Source organism: Dickeya fangzhongdai (assembly GCF_002812485.1).
GTDB classification, from domain to species: domain Bacteria; phylum Pseudomonadota; class Gammaproteobacteria; order Enterobacterales; family Enterobacteriaceae; genus Dickeya; species Dickeya fangzhongdai.
In genome coordinates this window covers 2,389,766-2,407,807 of record NZ_CP025003.1, presented here as the reverse complement: position 1 = coordinate 2,407,807, position 18,042 = coordinate 2,389,766, and the positions used below count along the sequence as shown (strand labels likewise).

Here is an 18,042-nt window from a genome sequence, read left to right as displayed (position 1 = left end):
TCGGTGAATAAAATCCGGTTGCGCGCCACGGTAGCACAGGTAGAAGATTTGTTACAAGTTAGCGCCCCGCCGCCAACCTTGCGGCAAGATAAATAGCTGACTTTTATCCTGTCGCTCATTAGGATACCGCCAGTGCCCCGCGTGCGGGCGTGATCGCGCTGATACTTTTTTTGGCAGCGCATCGCCCGGCAAACACGGGGCGCCGCTTAAACCCAGTTTTCTTTTGACGGAGTGGACATGCGCACAATGTGGCGAATTTTCAGTGGAATATTCAGATGGGGATGGCGCCTGCTGAATTTTATCCGCGAATTTATCCTCAACCTCTTTCTGGTGTTTTTGATCCTGGTCGGTATCGGGGTCTATAGCCAGCTAAAAACCACGCAGGCTGAGCCGGCGCGAGGAGCGTTGATGCTGGATCTGACGGGCGTGGTGGTGGATAAACCGTCCGTCAACAACAAACTACGCCAGTTCGGACGGGAGTTTTTCGGCGTGTCCGCCAGCCGTCATCAGGAAAATGCGTTGTTTGATATTGTCGACAGTATCCGTCAGGCCAAAGACGACAGCAACATTACCGGTATGGTGATGGACCTGTCCGACTTCGTCAGCGCGGATCAGCCTTCGCTGCAATACATCGGCAAAGCGCTGCGTGAATTCCGCGATGCCGGCAAACCGATTTTCGCCGTCGGCGACAACTTCAACCAGACGCAATACTATCTGGCCAGTTTTGCCAACAAAATCTACCTGACCCCGCAGGGAAATATCGACCTGCACGGCTTCGCCACCAATAACCTTTACTATAAGACGCTGCTGGACAAGCTGAAGGTCACCACGCATATCTTCCGCGTCGGCACTTACAAATCGGCCGTCGAACCGTTCATCCGCGACGACATGTCGCCGGCCGCCCGTGAGGCCGATAATCGCTGGATTTCCACCCTGTGGCAGCATTATCTGGATACGGTAGCGGCCAACCGCCAGATCACGCCGCAACAGCTGTTCCCGGGCGCCGAAAACCTGCTCGCCGGTTTGCAAACGCTGAACGGCGACACCGCCCGTTATGCGCTGGAAAACAAGCTGGTGGACGAAGTCGCATCCCGTTCGGTGATTGAGCAGTCATTAATCAAAGCCTTTGGATGGGACGCCAAAAACAAAAACTTCAACTTCACCAGCATCTATGATTACGCGCCGACCCCGCCGGTAACCAATGCCAACGAAATCGCCGTGGTGTTTGCCAACGGCACCATCGTCGACGGCAAGGAAACCCCGGGGTATGTCGGCGGCGATACCACGGCGGCGCAGATCCGCGACGCCCGTCTGGACCCGAAAGTCAAAGCCATCATCCTGCGGGTGAACAGCCCCGGCGGCAGCGTCACCGCCTCTGAGCTGATTCGTTCGGAACTGGCGGCGGCGCGACAGGCGGGCAAACCGGTGGTGGTTTCCATGGGCGGCATGGCGGCCTCCGGCGGCTACTGGATTTCCACGCCGGCCAACGCCATCATCGCCAGCCCCAGCACCCTGACCGGCTCAATCGGGATTTTCGGCGTCGTCACCACCTTCGAAAATTCGCTGGACAGCATCGGCGTACACACCGACGGCGTCGCCACCTCTCCGCTGGCCGCGCTGTCCCAGACCAGAGCCTTGCCGGCAGAAGCCAGCCAACTGATGCAACTCAATATTGAGCGTGGTTATCAGAACTTTATTTCACTGGTGGCGGAGTCACGCAAGAAAACCCCGCAGGAAGTGGATGCCATCGCGCAGGGGCATGTTTGGGTCGGCAGCGATGCCAAAACCAACGGGCTGGTGGATCAACTGGGCGACTTTGACGACGCCGTGAAGAAAGCGGCGGAACTGGCCAAACTGGAACATTATCAATTGAGCTGGTATTCCGGCGAGCCGGACCTGCTTGATACGATGTTCAGCCAGGTCAGAAGTTCGGTCTACGCCATGCTGCCTTCCGCGTTGCAGGCGGTGGTGCCGGCGCCGGTGGCTCAGTTGGCGCAGACGGTTCGCGCGCAAACGTCGGTGCTGGACGCCTTGAACGATCCGCAAAACCGTTACGCGCTGTGCCTGAATTGCGGCGACGTGCGTTAATGCTTCCCTGAACAGCCCGGTACTGCCGGGCTGTTTTTACCGCCGAAGCCTTTTTATTTACTACTGAACCTTTTTATAATCCTGGCCTTTGACGGCTAACCGTTTCTCTAACCAACAGTGTCCCGACCCAGACTATCCATGCAAAAGAAATCCATTTATGTCGCCTATACCGGCGGCACCATCGGTATGCAGCGCTCCGCCAACGGTTACATCCCGGTTTCCGGCCACCTGCAACAACAACTGGCGCAGATGCCGGAATTTCATCGTCCGGAAATGCCTTCGTTCACTATTCACGAATATACACCGCTGATCGACTCATCCGATATGACGCCGTCTGACTGGCAATCGATTGCGAATGACATCCAGCAGCACTATGACCAGTACGACGGTTTCGTGATTCTGCATGGCACCGACACCATGGCATTCACCGCCTCTGCCCTGTCTTTCATGCTGGAGAATCTGTCTAAACCGGTCATTGTGACGGGGTCACAAATTCCGCTGGCGGAACTACGCTCCGATGGGCAAACCAACCTGCTCAATGCGTTGTACGTGGCGGCCAATCACCCGGTCAACGAAGTCAGCTTGTTCTTCAATAACAAACTGCTGCGCGGCAACCGTACCACCAAAGCGCACGCCGACGGTTTTGACGCCTTTGCCTCCCCGAACTTTCCGCCGCTGCTGGAAGCCGGTATTCACATCCGCCGTCTGACGCCGGCCAACCCCGACCCGATTAGCGGGCCGCTGATCGTGCATGCCATCACGCCGCAGCCGATCGGTGTGGTGACGATCTACCCCGGCATCTCCGCCGATGTGGTAAGCAATTTCCTGCTTCAGCCGGTAAAAGCGCTGATTCTGCGCTCGTATGGCGTCGGCAACGCGCCCCAAAGCTCAGGCCTGCTTGATGAACTGCGCCGCGCATCCGAACGCGGCATCGTGGTGGTTAACCTGACGCAATGCATTTCAGGACGGGTCAACATGGACGGTTACGCCACCGGCAATGCGCTGGCGCAGGCTGGCGTCATCAGCGGGTTTGATATGACGGTTGAAGCGGCTCTGACGAAACTGCATTATCTGTTAAGCAGGAACGATCTTTCCCCTGACCAGATTCGCCAGCTAATGCAGCAAAACCTGCGCGGAGAACTGAGCGACAAAGATTAAATCGCCTGCAACCAACACAGCATCCAGAACATAAAAATTTTAATAAGAAGAACACCATATGAACAGAGCACTCTTGCTGGTGGATATCCAGAATGACTTCTGTGCAGGCGGGGCGCTGGCCGTCTCGGACGGCGATAGCGTGGTCGCGGTGGCGAATCAGGCTATCGCCGCCTGCCAGCAGGCCGGGGTAATAGTCGTTGCCTGTCAGGACTGGCATCCGGCGGATCACCGCAGTTTTGCCGTCAATTCCGGCACCCGCGTAGGCGACCAGGGCGAATTGGACGGCTTACCGCAGATCTGGTGGCCGGTGCATTGCGTTCAGGGTTCGCCCGGCGCCGATTTCCATCCCCGGCTGAATCAGCAGGCAATAAACTGGGTAGTACGCAAAGGAACGCATCCCTTTATCGACAGCTACAGCGCATTTTTCGACAACGGCCGCCGCACCCGTACCGAACTTTATGACTGGTTGAAAGCCAGAGACATTACCCAACTGACCATCATGGGGCTGGCAACCGATTACTGCGTCAAATATACCGTGCTGGATGCGCTGGCGCTGGGTTATCAGACCGAGGTGCTGACGGATGGCTGTCGCGGCGTAAATCTGCATCCGAAAGATAGCCAGCAGGCGCTGGACGTGATGGCGAAACACGGCGCCACGCTAATGGATCTGCCCGCGTTTACCGCGTCACTCAGCCGGTAATTCATGCTCGCATCACGCCAGTTGTCGATGCTGGCGCGATCGGGTTTAGTCTTGCGGTTTCAGGGTGGTGATAGGTTTCAGGGTAGCGGCAGGCGCTGAGGTCGTAGCAGACGTTGGGGTAGTAATAGCATCGCCGGCAAAACGCTGCTTGAGCTCCTGCTTGCTTTTCATTTCGATTTCACCACGGGTGTTGATCGTCATATGGTCCGCCTCGGCGTTATTGCGCGCCTGCCACAGCATGACCATCTGCAACGCATTTTCCTTTTGTTCCGCCGTCAGGGTTACCCCGTCCGGCCATTTTCCCAGCTCCACCGCCGTCACCAGACGTTGATAGATTTCCGGGGTCATGCTGTTTATTAAATCATCCAGTTGCATGTTTTTTCTGCCTGCAGTCAGATTTTAGCTGAAACGTTTCAAGTCAAAGTATTGTATTAGCGACGTTAACCATCCGTCTGTTGACCGTTTTCCGTATCGATAAAGCTGAGCGACGCGGAATTCACGCAATAACGTTCGCCGGTGGTGTCCTGCGGACCATCGGGGAACACGTGCCCCAGATGCGCATCGCAATGGCCACAGCGGATTTCGATCCGTTGCATATGGTGGGAGTTGTCTTCCAGATAGCGGATGGCGTCCTCCGCTACCGGGCGATCGAAGCTCGGCCAGCCGCAACCGGAGTCATATTTGTGGTCGGAATAAAACAGCGGCTGATGACAGCACAGGCAGTGGTAAACCCCGGTACGCTTGTTGTGCAACAGTTTGCCGGTGTAGGGGCTTTCCGTCCCCCGCTGCTGCGTGACATGCCGCTGCAGATCGGTTAACTCGTTCAGATTACGTGGTGAAGCGGTTATCTTGGTCATCAGGTTCTCACTGAAACACGGTTTTTTCGCCAGCGCGATGAAGCATAATTCTAACAAAAAGTTAACACCGTCACAGCCTATTTTGGCCTACACTTAGCCCTACGCGGCAAAGGCACTTTTAATTGTGATCTCAATCACAATTACACCTATGGCAGGTGTTTTCATGCCTGTGTATTCCTCATATGATTAGGTTATGCACTTTAATTAGGCTGATAGCTGTTTATCGCGCAACTGTTGAACGGACTTTTGACTTACCGCAACGATTGACACGATTCCGCTTGACGCTCAGTAAGGTTTTTGTAATTTTACAACCAACCTTTTATTCACAAACCAATAGCTGGTGGAATATATGACTATCAAAGTAGGTATCAACGGGTTTGGCCGCATTGGCCGTATCGTTTTCCGCGCTGCCCAGGAGCGTTCTGACATCGAAATCGTTGCCATCAACGATTTGCTGGATGCGGATTACATGGCGTACATGCTGAAGTATGACTCCACCCACGGTCGTTTCAACGGCACCGTTGAAGTGAAAGACGGTCACCTGGTTGTCAACGGCAAAACCATCCGTGTTACCGCTGAGAAAGATCCGGCTAACCTGAAGTGGAACGAAATCGGTGTTGACGTTGTTGCTGAAGCAACAGGTATCTTCCTGACCGACGAAACTGCACGTAAACACATTCAGGCTGGCGCCAAGAAAGTGGTTCTGACCGGTCCGTCCAAAGACGACACCCCGATGTTCGTTATGGGTGTTAACCACGCCGCTTACGCTGGTCAGGACATCGTTTCCAACGCGTCCTGTACCACCAACTGCCTGGCGCCGCTGGCTAAAGTCATCAACGACAAATTCGGTATCGTTGAAGCACTGATGACCACCGTTCACGCTACTACCGCTACGCAGAAAACCGTTGACGGCCCGTCTCACAAAGACTGGCGCGGCGGCCGCGGCGCTTCTCAGAACATCATCCCGTCCTCTACCGGCGCAGCTAAAGCGGTAGGTAAAGTGATTCCGGCTCTGAACGGCAAACTGACTGGTATGGCGTTCCGCGTACCGACCCCGAACGTATCCGTGGTTGACCTGACTGCTCGTCTGGAAAAACCGGCTACTTACAAAGAAATTTGTGCCGCCATCAAAGCCGCTTCTGAAGGCGAGCTGAAAGGCGTTCTGGGTTACACCGAAGATGACGTGGTATCCACCGATTTCAACGGCGAAAAACTGACCTCCGTGTTCGATGCCAAAGCCGGTATCGCACTGAGCGACACCTTCGTGAAACTGGTTTCCTGGTATGACAACGAAACCGGCTACTCCAACAAGGTTCTGGATCTGATCGCCCACATCTCCAAATAATGTGGCGATGAACAGATGATGAAAGGGCGACATGAGTCGCCCTTTTTTATTGGGTATATACCCGTCATACTTCAAGTTGCAGGTGCGTTGGCTGCCCTCGCTCCCCCCAATCACTTACTGATGTAAGCTCCTGGGGACTCGCTCGATTGCCGCCTTCCTGTAACCCGAATTATTTGGGGTATACAACAAGAACATAAAGGCAAAACCAATACCATGAGCGATAAAATTTATTCACTTCCCATCAATAACGCGATCACCGCGCACCTTAGCCAACGTCAACTGGACCAACTGCCGATTATCGTGGTGGATCATCCGCAGGTTCGTGCCGCCGTCGCGCTGCAGGGCGCGCATCTGATTAGCTGGCAGCCCAAAGGTGAACAACCGGTACTGTGGCTGAGCGACAACACGCCATTCGAGCACGGCGTGGCGATTCGCGGCGGCGTGCCCATCTGTTTCCCCTGGTTTGGTCCGGCTGCACAGCCCAACCACGGTTTCGGCCGCCTGCTGGCGTGGGAGTTCACCTCTCACAGTGAAGATGCGAACGGCGTTACCCTCAGCTTCACGCTGCGCGATTCCGAGCAAACACGCGCCGCCTGGCCGCACGCGTTTACCGTTCTGGCTCGTTTCCATTTAAGCGCGCAGGAATGCCGCATGGAACTCGAATGCCACGGCGACTACAGCATCACCAGCGCGCTGCACACCTATTTCCAGATTGGGGATATCAGCAAAATCAGCATCGGCGGCCTGGGCAACACCTTTATCGACAAGGTTAACGACGGCAAAACCGATACTCAGCAGGGCGACCTGACGTTTGCTACCCGTACCGACCGCATTTATACCCAGCCAGCGTCACTCAGCCTGATTGAAGACCCGGTGTTGCAACGCACTATTGAAGTGCATCATGCTCACCACAGCGACGTGGTGGCCTGGAACCCGGGCGCAGAACTGTCTCGCACCATCAGCGATATGACCGATGACGGCTACCAGACTTTTGTTTGCGTTGAAACCGCGCACGTGACCCAACCGCTCGTGGCGACCACTCAGGCGCCGGCACGTCTTACCACCACCATTCGCCTGCGTAAATAATCTACTTTTGCTTCCTGCTCATGGCTGGCTTTCGCCAGCCATGCTTCGATTACACCACATCCAGCGGCTGTTTGCGGCGTGGGGCGGGATAAGCCTCATCCAGTATGGCGAGATCTTCAGGTGACAACGTCACTTGAAGCGCGGCGGCATTCTCTTTGACATGCGCCAGCGTACCGGCTTTGGGAATGGCGATGACGCCAGGCTGGCGCGTCACCCAGGCCAGCAGCACCTGTGCGGGCGTCAGCGCATGTCGCTGTGCCACGCGCACGACCGCCGGGTGAGCAAACAGGTCATGGCGCAACTCCCCGGCCTGCGCCAGCGGGCAATAGGCCATGACGGGAAGCCGACGTTGCTGACACCAGGGCAGCAGGTCATACTCAATGCCCCGCGACGCCAGATGATACAGCACCTGATTGGTCTGACACTGCTCGCCACCCCGGCAGGACCACAGTTCTTCCATGTCGTCGGTATCCAGATTAGAGACGCCCCAGCGCCCAATCTTGCCCGCCTGTTGCAACGATTCCATCGCGGCGATGGTATCCACCAGCGGAATGCCGCCGCGCCAGTGCAGCAAATACAGATCGATATAATCGGTTTGCAGGCGTTTCAGGCTACGTTCACAGGCGGCGATCGCCCGCTCTCCGCCCGCATTATGCGGATACACCTTGGATACCAGATAGACACGGTCGCGACGGCCACGTATCGCCTCGCCCACCACCTCTTCCGCCCCGCCGTCAGCGTACATTTCCGCCGTATCGATCAACGTCATTCCCGCGTCGATGCCGGCCTGTAACGCGCTGACTTCACTGCTCCGCCGTTGGGCGCTTTCTCCCATGAACCAGGTTCCCTGACCAATAGCGGGAACGGTGTTTCCACCCGGAAATGTTACCTGTTTCGTCATGTTATTCCTCCCTTGTAACCCTCCCTTGTAGCAGAGTAGCAAACCCCGCTCGCTCCATTAATGTGCAAATGGGGTGAATCCACCCCATTTTTGTGCAGCCAATGCACAATGACCGTGCGGGTCGCTTTAGAAGGTATAACTGACGCCGCCTCCCAGCATCAGGTTATAGTTTTTATCGACCATCGGGCTGTTTTTGGTCTCATCCGACAGCCGGACATAACGCCCGCTTACCCAGGTATTCCAACTGGAATTAATCTTGTAGCCGGCGTTCAACTCGACATACGGCGACCAGCCGTCATCCGGCTGATAATTGCGTAGTCCGGAGCGGGCCGATTCGTCGCCAGTGACGCCATAGTAGTAGCGATTCTGGTTTTCGCTCGACCAGGTAATCCCCACGCCCGGCGTCAGGCTCCAGTCGCCGTCGTTGAAGCGGTAAAGATAGGCGGAGTCCCACACCAGACCATTGCTGTAATTCAGCGTGTCGCCGGCCAGCAAGGTGCGCAAGGTGCCCCATTGCGCATCGTAGCGATAGGATAACCCCGCCATCAGCGTACCGCGGCGACGTTCAAGCTGCTTCATCTGGTTATCGTCGCTATCGCCCGGTTTGAAACCAAACGGGTTGTAATACGCCGTCAGTGACAATTTGTTCTGCGCGTCATTCCACAGGTAATACCCACCCAGCAGACCGCGCAGGTAAAAACTCTCGCTTTCATAAGTCACCATCGGAAAAGGATAAACGTGACCGCTATCGCCACGGTATACCGGAGTCTCGCCGACCGCGCCCAGCCCGAGCGCGAACTCGTCCGCAAAGGCCGCCGGGGCCGCTAACGTTGCGGCCAACGCCGCCGTTAAGAAAGTTAATACGCAATTTTTCACGATTGTCGGTTCCCATTCAGTGTTACGTATTTGATCACTTCCAGCAGAATAGCAGCGCCGGAGTCCTACATACATCACATTAATGTGAAAGATACATAAGTTATAACGATTTCGTCTGCCCGCCAGCATCCCGCATCAGGGCTGCGTTAGCGGATAAAAAAGCCGGTTGCAGGCCGCCGCGCCGAAGTGAGTCATTGAAATATCTTAAAAATGCGACGCAAGAATAGAGGAAATTTTATGGATGCAAACTACGCTTTAAACAAGGATGAGGATTTCCGCTGAGTGTAGCCGGGCGCCAGTTGCCCACCCCTTCCCGCCAACCAAAGTTGGCATAAGGGTTGCTGTATCTCAGCAGCGGTCTTCTTCCGGGAGAGCCATCCATTAAACAGGCTGTATACATACCATTCGCTCTCTTACTCTGTGTTAATCGACGAAGGACGGGCAACGCTATGAACATATTTGATCATTATCGCCAGCGTTACGACGCTGCCAAAGACGAAGAGTTCACTCTGCAAGAGTTCCTTACCATCTGCCAGCAGGATCGCAGTGCGTATGTGAACGCCGCTGAGCGATTGTTAATGGCTATCGGTGAACCGGTTATGGTCGACACCGCTCAGGAACCGCGTCTGTCTCGTTTATTTTCCAACCGGGTAATTGCCCGCTACCCTGCGTTCGAAGAGTTCTATGGTATGGAAGAAGCCATCGAACAAATCGTTTCCTACCTGAAACATGCCGCGCAAGGGCTCGAAGAGAAGAAGCAAATCCTCTATCTGCTGGGTCCGGTGGGCGGCGGTAAATCTTCGCTGGCTGAACGGCTGAAATCGCTGATGCAGCGCGTTCCCATCTACATTCTGAGCGCCAACGGCGAGCACAGCCCGGTCAACGACCATCCGCTCAGCCTGTTTAACCCGCAGGAGGATGCCTCGATTCTGGAGAAAGAATACGGTATCCCGCGCCGCTATCTGGGCACCATCATGTCGCCCTGGGCGGCCAAACGGCTGCAGGAATTCGGCGGCGACATCACCAAATTCCGCGTCGTCAAGGTGTGGCCGTCCATTCTGGCCCAGCTGGCGATCGCCAAAACCGAACCGGGCGATGAAAACAACCAGGACATTTCAGCGCTGGTCGGGAAAGTGGACATCCGTAAGCTGGAGCATTTCGCCCAGAATGACCCGGACGCCTATGGCTACTCTGGCGCGCTGTGCCGGGCCAACCAGGGCGTGATGGAATTTGTGGAAATGTTCAAGGCGCCGATCAAAGTGCTCCACCCGTTGCTGACCGCGACTCAGGAAGGCAACTACAACGGCACCGAAGGCATCGCCGCCCTGCCGTTCAACGGCATCATTCTGGCTCACTCCAACGAATCGGAATGGGTGCAGTTCCGCAACAACAAAAATAACGAGGCGTTCCTTGACCGTGTCTATATCGTCAAAGTGCCTTACTGCCTGCGGGTTTCCGAAGAGGTCAGAATTTACGACAAGTTGTTGATAAATAGTGAGCTGAGCCGCGCCCCCTGCGCGCCCGGCACGCTGGAAACACTGGCGCGCTTTTCCATTCTGTCGCGGCTGAAAGATCCGGAAAATTCCAGTATCTACTCCAAAATGCGGGTATACGATGGCGAAAGCCTGAAGGATACCGACCCGAAGGCCAAGTCGTATCAGGAATACCGCGATTACGCCGGCGTCGACGAAGGCATGAAAGGGCTTTCCACCCGTTTCGCCTTCAAGATCCTCTCCCGCGTGTTCAACTTTGATCACAGCGAAGTGGCGGCCAACCCGGTCCACCTGTTTTACGTGCTGGAACAGCAGATTGAACGGGAACAGTTCCCGCAGGATGTGTCGGAAAAATACCTGGAGCACCTGAAAGGCTACCTGATTCCGAAATACGCCGAGTTTATCGGCAAGGAAATTCAGACCGCCTACCTTGAGTCTTACTCGGAATACGGTCAGAACATTTTTGATCGCTACGTGACCTATGCCGACTTCTGGATTCAGGATCAGGAATACCGTGATCCGGACACCGGCCAGCTGTTTGACCGTGAGTCTCTGAACGCCGAACTGGAGAAAATCGAAAAACCGGCGGGTATCAGCAACCCGAAAGACTTCCGCAACGAGATCGTCAACTTCGTGTTGCGCGCCCGCGCCAGCAACAGCGGCCGCAATCCGAACTGGACCAGCTATGAAAAACTGCGTACGGTCATTGAGAAGAAGATGTTCTCCAATACCGAAGAGCTGCTGCCGGTGATTTCGTTCAACACCAAAACGTCGACGGAAGAGCAGAAAAAACACGACGACTTTGTCGATCGCATGATGGAAAAAGGCTACACCCGCAAACAGGTGCGTTTGCTGTGCGAATGGTACCTGCGTGTGAGGAAGTCATCCTGATGCCGTACATCGACAGGCATGTCGTTTGGGGGAAACATGGCCTATTTCATTGATCGGCGTTTGAACGGCAAAAACAAAAGCGCGGTTAACCGCCAGCGCTTTTTGCGCCGCTACAAGTCGCAAATAAAACAGTCGATTGCCGGGGCCATCAACAAGCGTTCGGTTACCGACGTGGAAAACGGAGAGTCTATTTCGATCTCCAATTCGGATATCAGTGAACCGATGTTCCATCAGGGCCGTGGTGGGATTCGTCACCGGGTGCACCCCGGTAACGACCACTTCGTGCAGAACGACAAGATCGAACGGCCTCAGGGTGGTGGCGGAGGCGGCGGATCGGGTCAGGGCGACGCCGGTCAGGATGGCGAAGGTCAGGATGACTTCGTGTTCCAGATATCCAAAGACGAGTATCTTGACCTGTTGTTCGAAGATCTGGCGCTGCCCAACCTGAAAAAAACCGAACACCGGCAACTCAACGAGTACAAAACCCACCGTGCGGGGTACACCGCCAACGGCGTCCCCGCCAATATCAGCGTGGTGCGTTCGCTGCAGAACTCGCTGGCGCGCCGCATGGCGATGACCGCGGGTAAACGCCGCGAGCTTCACCAGCGGGAAGAAGATCTGGCGTTGCTGGAAAATACCGAGCCGGTCCAGTTGCTGGAGGAGGAGCGACTGCGGCAGGAAATCGCCGAGCTGCGCCAGCGCATCGCCAGCGTGCCGTTTATCGATACCTTCGACCTGCGTTACAAGAACTACGAACGCCGGCCAGAACCGTCAAGCCAGGCGGTGATGTTCTGTTTGATGGATGTTTCCGGTTCTATGGATCAGGCCACCAAGGACATCGCCAAACGTTTTTACATCCTGTTGTATCTGTTCCTGAGCCGCACCTATAAAAACGTGGAAGTGGTGTATATCCGCCACCATACGCAGGCCAAGGAAGTGGATGAGCAGGAGTTCTTCTACTCTCAGGAAACCGGCGGCACCATCGTCTCCAGCGCCCTGAAACTGATGGAGGATGTGGTCAAAGAACGCTACGACCCTGCGCAATGGAACATTTACGCCGCGCAGGCTTCCGACGGCGACAACTGGGCGGACGATTCGCCGCTGTGCCGTGAATTACTCGCCACCCGCCTGCTGCCGGTGGTGCGTTACTACAGCTACATCGAAATTACCCGTCGTTCGCACCAGACGCTGTGGCGGGAATATGAGATGTTGCAGGACAGCTTTGACAATTTCGCCATGCAGCATATTCGCGATCAGGACGATATCTATCCTGTCTTTCGGGAAATCTTCCACAAACAAACCGTCAACAACTAACCAACCTGCCCCAGCCAGCCGTTCACGCGCTGGCTGTTTTCCCTTCCATATGTCATGTCTTGCCTGTTGTTGAGAGCAGCCATAAATCCGTCGTTGAATAATCCAGGCCCGAATACCGGTACGAGCCGCACGCAACGCGAAGATCACCCGGTTTATCCCCCCATCGTCTCTGCCTGACCGCACCGGATGCCCCCTGCCGCCAGTCACAGCAGGCATCCGAAATCCGTTTTCCCATTGTTTCCCCCTTTTTAATAATGGTTTTTATTTGAAATGTTATGTTATAACATAAATGTTATTGCAATAAATTTTCACATTTTCGGAGTGCTGTGTGCTGGATGTCAGGCAGTTAACACTTTGTATCGATGGGGACCACAAGATTCATGACCTCAGTTTCTCCCTCGCGCCCGGTGAGCGTGTCTGTCTGCTGGGCGGATCCGGTTCCGGCAAATCGCTGACGGCGCGTTGCCTGCTGGGCGCACTGCCCATCGGCAGTCAACTCAGCGGCAGCATCCGTCTTCAGAACCACGACGTAACGGGGTTGCCGTTGTCACAGCGCCCGCCTGCCGAACGTCCGGCGGCCATTTTTCAGGATTCAGCCACGTCGCTAAACCCGTTATTCACGATTGAAACGCAACTGCGCATGGCGTTAAAACACCAGCCGACTCATCGGGCGCTGCCGGATTTGCTGCGTGCGGTCGGTTTTTCCGATCCGCAAGCCGTGCTCACGCGCTACCCCGGCGAACTCTCCGGCGGCCAGCGTCAGCGCCTTTGCATCGCGCTGGCGTTACTGTGCGAGCGTCCGTTATTGATCGCCGATGAACCCACCACGGCGCTGGACGTGGTCACCCAGGCGCAGGTACTGCAAACCCTACAGGATCGGCTGCAACAATCTCCACGCACCAGCCTGCTGTTCATCACCCACGACATCACGGTAGCAGCCATGGTCTGCCGGCGCGCGCTGGTAATGGAAAACGGCCGGCTGGTCGAGCAAGGCGAAATGCGTCAGTTGCTGACGCATCCCCGCCATCCTTATACCCGTGCGCTGGTGTCGGCGGCGCGTCAGGCATCCGCCGGCGCCGTTTTTTCCCGCCGGAACCGCGCGCCGTCCGTATCATGGTCACAGGCCAGTTAATGCTATGCACCAAACCTCTTGCATGCTGAGTGAAGCTCCCTTTTTGCAACTTCATCAGGTCAGCCACCATTATCGAACGGCGGGTGTGTTTAGGCGCCGGGCAACGGCCACCTCGTCGCTGCAGCACGTCAGCCTCGAACTTCATGCGGGAGAACGCGTGGCGCTGGTGGGCGCATCCGGCTGCGGCAAATCCACCTTGCTGAAAATTCTGCTGGCGCTGGAGTCACCGATTCAGGGCACTGTGCATTGCCAGGGGCGCGAGGTACGCCCGAATAGCGTATCCCGGTTGCGCTGGTATCGGCAATTGGTGCAATACATCCCGCAGGATCCGGCGGGATCGCTGGCGCCGCACGCCTCGGTATTCGCGCTGATCGCCGAACCGCTGCGCCAGCTAGGGATGACGGAAAACCTGAAACAGACGGTCTGTGAGGTGCTGGAGCAGGTTGATTTGCCGTTAACTCTGTTGCATCAGCGGGCCGAATCGCTATCCGGCGGTCAGGCCCAGCGGGTTGCCATTGCCAGAGCCATTGCGCTGCGCCCGGCGTTTCTGCTGGCGGATGAGCCGGTCAGCGGGCTTGACCTGCCTCTGCGTCAACAGATCACTACGTTGCTCGATACGCTGTCACGCCGTCATGGCATGGGACTATTGCTGGTTTCCCATGACCTGTCGGTCGTGGCCGCGCTCTGCCAGCGGGTACTGGTCATGTACAACGGCAGTCTGGTGGAAGACCGTCCGCTGCCCGATTTACTCGCCGAACCGCGCCATTTTCATACCCAGGCCTTGTTGGCGGCTGTGCCGACGCTGCCTGCTTTTGACTGATTTTTCCAATACCACAAGGAATGCGTATGTTTCGTTTCCCTTCTCTGACGATGGCCGCCACGCTGGCATCCACCCTGTTGCTCGCCGGTTGTTTTGACAAACCGGCGCCCGCCGCCACCACCGGCGCGGACAATCCGCGCATTCATCTGGCGATGTTGTTGCCGCCGCGTTCAGCGCTGTCGCCTTTCAGTGACGATGCCTTCAAGCTGTCGCGCTGGCGCGCCGGTGAAACGCTGGTGGTGCTTGATGCCAACGGCGATGCGCAACCCGCGCTGGCGACCCACTGGCAACAGGTAGATGAGTTAACCTGGCGTTTCACCCTGCGCGACGGCGTAAAATTTCACGACGGCAGCGATTTCAACGCCAGCGCCGTGGTCAACGCCCTGACCGCCGCCACGCGCGCCACTCCCAAGCCACGCATTCTTGACGGCGTGACACTGAGCGTGACGGCGGAAGACGCGCGCACCGTGCAGATTAAAACCGCCACCCGCGACCCGTTGCTACCGCAACGCTTGTCCAGCCCTCAGTTAACCCTACTCTCGCCCGCCGCTTACGGCGCCAACGGCGTGGTCAGCCCGATCAGAACCGGCACCGGCCCGTTCGTGCTGACGCAGGTTAACGGCACCAGCAGCGCCCGGCTGGATCGTTTTGACAGTTACTGGGGCAGCAAAGCCACGGCGCCGGGCATTGATGTCGATTTCGTCCCGGACAGCGCCGCCCGCACCGCCGCGCTGCGTACCGGCACGGCCGACCTGGTAGAAGCGATACCGGTGTCACAGGCGCCGCTGCTGGACCAAAACCTGGTGCATGAAGTGCCGATGCCCCGCACCAACACGCTGTACCTCAACACCCGGCGCGGCGTTTTCAGCGATCCTGGCCTGCGGGCCGCGGCGCGTGATGCAATCCAGCGGGACATTCTGGTCAAAAACGTGTATGAAAACCGGGCCGACGTGGCGGCCGGGCTGCTTGGCCCGGCGGTGCAATGGGCCGCGGCGTTGCGTCAACCGGTAGCGGCACCCACCGCAGCCCGTTCCCCTAACGGCGCGACGATCACGCTGGCGACCTTCAGCGACCGGGCGGAACTGCCGGAAGTGGCGGTTTATCTGGCTCAACAGTTAACCGCCGCCGGCTTCACGGTAAAACAGGAGGTCCGCGAATATTCGCAGATAGAAGCGGATGCGCTGGCCGGCCATTTCGATGCCTTTATTTTATCTCGCGCCACCGTGCTGGATTCCGGCGATCCGGTGGCTTACCTGTATAGCGATTTTTCCTGCAAAGGCTCATTCAATATTTCGCAACTGTGTAATCCTGCGGTAGACGACGCGCTGAAACAGGCTGCCGCCACCCCGGCTGGAGAGGCGCGTCGCCAGGCGATCATGGCCGCTGAGAACCTGATTCTGGCGACTAACGCCGCCATTCCATTGCTGCACGAGCGGGTGATTCAGGGCGAGTCCGCTCGTTTGCGTCAGGCTATTCGGGACCCGCGTGAACGCACCCTGATCGACGTACAGACGCACATCGATGGAGCGCATGCCAAGCCATGAGCGATACGCGGTTTCGGTTACCGGCAGAACTGCAACCATTGCTGCTGGTCATGACCTCGCGCCTGTTGACCGCCCTGACCATCATCGTATTGATCGGGCTGCTGCCCTGGCTGTCTGACACCGATCCGGCGCTCAGCCTGCTGCGCGCCCGCTCCAGCGAACAGGAAGCCACGGCGGAAGCGCTGGATGCCATTCGTCAGCATCTGGGGCTGGCGCAGGGGCCGTGGGCGTTGCTGAAGCACTGGTTAGCCGGTTTATTGCACGGCGATGCCGGCCTATCCTGGGTATCCGGCAAGCCGGTGTTGCCCGGTATGCTGGATGCCGCAGGCGTGTCGCTCACACTGATGCTGGCGGCACTGGCGGTGGCGCTCCTGTTGGCCCTGCTGCTGAGCTGGCCAACCCTGCAGCGCGGGCTGGCCGGCGATAACCGGCGCAGCAACGGGGCGCTAGCCACCGCCTTCACCGCCATGCCGGAGTTTCTGCTGGCGTCGTTCCTGCTGATCGTCGGCGCGGTCTGGCTGAAGCTGTTGCCGCCTTATGGCTGGCAATCATGGCAACACCTGATTCTCCCCGCGCTGGCGTTGGGTATTCCGGCGGGCGGCTTGCTGGGTAAACTGTTCAGCGATGCGTTGACCAGCACATTCAGCGAGCCCTGGTTGCTGACCTGGCAGATGGCTGGTTTTTCCCGCCGAGACTGCCTGCTGGGCGTAGTTCGTCGCGCCCTGCCCGCTATTCTGCCGCAGGTCAGTCTGGTACTGGTCGGGCTGACCGGCGGCGCGGTCGCGGTGGAAAAGGTGTTTGCCATTCCCGGGCTGGGGCGGGCAACGCTGGGTGCGGCGGCGGCTCAGGATCTGCCGGCGTTGCAATGCGGCGTGCTGATTCTACTGGTTATCGCGGTGATCGCCGGGATGGGGTCGACGCTGCTGCGCCGCTGTCTGCTTGGTCATGCGCTGGAAAACGGCTCCCTTTCTACGCCCGCCAGCGCCATTAAAGTGACGCGTCGTCATTATCGTCTGCCGCTGTTCATCGCGTTGCTGCTGGCGGCGATCGTGATTACCGGCCTGCCGCGTGATCCCTTCGGTTCCGACTTTGCCCGTCTGCAGTCGCCTGACTGGTCGTTACCGTTCGGCGCTGACGCCACCGGCCGCGACATGCTGGCGCGGGTTGCGCACGGTGCGCTATCCACCCTGTTTACCGCGCTGGCGGTGACACTCTGCTGCCTGCTACTCGGCCTGCTTTTCGGGCTGTTTCCACGGCTGTTCAGCGGCCCGGCCGAAGTAGCCAACGCCATGCCGCCGGTGATCGCCGGCATGGTGGTCGCCGCGTTGTACGGCCCTTCCACATCAGGCGCGGCGCTTGCCGTGGCGCTGGTTGCCTGGGCGCCGCTGGCGGCACACACCGCGTCGCTGGTGACCGAAATCACCGCCCAACCGTATATTCGCATCACGCCGCTGTTTGGCATCAGTCGTCTCCGGTGCCTGATACGCTATGTGATTCCCGCGCTGATCGGGCCGGTCACCCGCCATGCCATGCTACGTCTACCCGGCATCGCACTGGCGCTGGCATCGCTGGGTTTTCTGGGATTAGGCGAACAACCGCCGACGCCGGAATGGGGACGCGTGCTGGCGGAAGGCATGCCCTATGTCGAACGCGCTGTCTGGACAGTATTACCGCCCGTTTCCGCATTGATTCTGCTATCGGTACTGGCTGTTTCGCTCAGCCAATGGTCACGACGATAAAAGGCGACATCAGGTTGTGCAATATTGCACAACCTGATGCTATCGAATGATATCTGGTTGGTTATGGCAGACAAAAAACGCGGCTATCTGGCGGAATA

At 57.3% G+C, this 18,042-nt stretch carries 15 protein-coding genes; 11 read left to right on the top strand and 4 right to left on the bottom strand.

Annotation, left to right across the window (positions count from 1 at the left end; translation table 11 throughout):
• The first annotated feature begins 237 nt into the window (after positions 1–237).
• The 3 genes from sppA (at position 238) to pncA (ending at position 3,946) form a co-directional block, all read left to right on the top strand.
• Positions 238–2,088 (top strand): signal peptide peptidase SppA, encoded by a 1,851-nt coding sequence (sppA, locus tag CVE23_RS10830; RefSeq protein WP_100849527.1) that lies wholly within the window; start codon positions 238–240, stop codon positions 2,086–2,088.
• 138 nt (positions 2,089–2,226) lie between these two features.
• Positions 2,227–3,246 carry an asparaginase gene (gene ansA / locus CVE23_RS10825; RefSeq protein ID WP_038918986.1) on the top strand — a complete coding sequence of 340 codons (1,020 nt, stop codon included), beginning with the start codon at positions 2,227–2,229 and terminating at the stop codon, positions 3,244–3,246.
• A gap of 58 nt (positions 3,247–3,304) precedes the next feature.
• Complete coding sequence (gene pncA / locus CVE23_RS10820) at positions 3,305–3,946, top strand: bifunctional nicotinamidase/pyrazinamidase (protein WP_038918985.1); 642 nt, start codon at positions 3,305–3,307, stop codon at positions 3,944–3,946.
• A gap of 45 nt (positions 3,947–3,991) precedes the next feature.
• Here the strand turns inward: pncA and CVE23_RS10815 are convergent, their stop codons facing one another.
• A complete protein-coding gene (locus CVE23_RS10815; protein ID WP_038918984.1) occupies positions 3,992–4,321 on the bottom strand; it encodes a YeaC family protein in 330 nt (109 codons plus the stop codon).
• 65 nt (positions 4,322–4,386) lie between these two features.
• Positions 4,387–4,803: a peptide-methionine (R)-S-oxide reductase MsrB gene (gene msrB, locus CVE23_RS10810; RefSeq protein WP_038920962.1), complete on the bottom strand. Its 417-nt coding sequence runs from the start codon at positions 4,801–4,803 to the stop codon at positions 4,387–4,389.
• A gap of 349 nt (positions 4,804–5,152) precedes the next feature.
• Here msrB and gapA point away from each other — a divergent pair, with 349 nt between their 5' ends.
• Both gapA and CVE23_RS10800 read left to right on the top strand, forming a co-directional pair.
• Positions 5,153–6,148 carry a glyceraldehyde-3-phosphate dehydrogenase gene (gene gapA / locus CVE23_RS10805; protein ID WP_013317844.1) on the top strand — a complete coding sequence of 332 codons (996 nt, stop codon included), beginning with the start codon at positions 5,153–5,155 and terminating at the stop codon, positions 6,146–6,148.
• 213 nt (positions 6,149–6,361) lie between these two features.
• On the top strand, positions 6,362–7,234 hold the full coding sequence (locus CVE23_RS10800; protein WP_100849526.1) for a D-hexose-6-phosphate mutarotase: 873 nt from the start codon (positions 6,362–6,364) through the stop codon (positions 7,232–7,234).
• 49 nt (positions 7,235–7,283) lie between these two features.
• Here CVE23_RS10800 and CVE23_RS10795 read toward each other — a convergent pair whose 3' ends face one another.
• On the bottom strand, positions 7,284–8,135 hold the full coding sequence (locus CVE23_RS10795; RefSeq protein WP_100849525.1) for an aldo/keto reductase: 852 nt from the start codon (positions 8,133–8,135) through the stop codon (positions 7,284–7,286).
• A 126-nt stretch (positions 8,136–8,261) separates the two neighbouring features.
• A complete protein-coding gene (locus CVE23_RS10790) occupies positions 8,262–9,011 on the bottom strand; it encodes a MipA/OmpV family protein (RefSeq protein ID WP_100849524.1) in 750 nt (249 codons plus the stop codon).
• A gap of 449 nt (positions 9,012–9,460) precedes the next feature.
• Between CVE23_RS10790 and yeaG the strand changes: the two genes are divergently transcribed.
• The 6 genes from yeaG to CVE23_RS10760 all read left to right on the top strand — a co-directional run bounded on the left by yeaG (position 9,461) and on the right by CVE23_RS10760 (position 17,944).
• Positions 9,461–11,395, top strand: coding sequence for a protein kinase YeaG (gene yeaG / locus CVE23_RS10785; protein ID WP_038918979.1), 1,935 nt, complete (start codon positions 9,461–9,463; stop codon positions 11,393–11,395).
• 18 nt (positions 11,396–11,413) lie between these two features.
• Entirely contained in the window at positions 11,414–12,709 is a 1,296-nt protein-coding gene (locus CVE23_RS10780) for a YeaH/YhbH family protein (RefSeq protein ID WP_071603941.1), read from the top strand.
• A 328-nt stretch (positions 12,710–13,037) separates the two neighbouring features.
• Positions 13,038–13,841 carry an ATP-binding cassette domain-containing protein gene (locus CVE23_RS10775; protein WP_100849523.1) on the top strand — a complete coding sequence of 268 codons (804 nt, stop codon included), beginning with the start codon at positions 13,038–13,040 and terminating at the stop codon, positions 13,839–13,841.
• A gap of 4 nt (positions 13,842–13,845) precedes the next feature.
• Entirely contained in the window at positions 13,846–14,661 is an 816-nt protein-coding gene (locus tag CVE23_RS10770) for an ABC transporter ATP-binding protein (RefSeq protein WP_100849522.1), read from the top strand.
• A 26-nt stretch (positions 14,662–14,687) separates the two neighbouring features.
• The gene (locus CVE23_RS10765) at positions 14,688–16,205 is read left to right on the top strand and encodes an ABC transporter substrate-binding protein (protein ID WP_100849521.1); all 1,518 of its coding nucleotides are present in this window, start codon (positions 14,688–14,690) and stop codon (positions 16,203–16,205) included.
• Entirely contained in the window at positions 16,202–17,944 is a 1,743-nt protein-coding gene (locus tag CVE23_RS10760; protein WP_100849520.1) for an ABC transporter permease subunit, read from the top strand. Before CVE23_RS10765 ends, CVE23_RS10760 begins: the two co-directional genes overlap by 4 nt.
• Positions 17,945–18,042 lie beyond the last annotated feature (98 nt).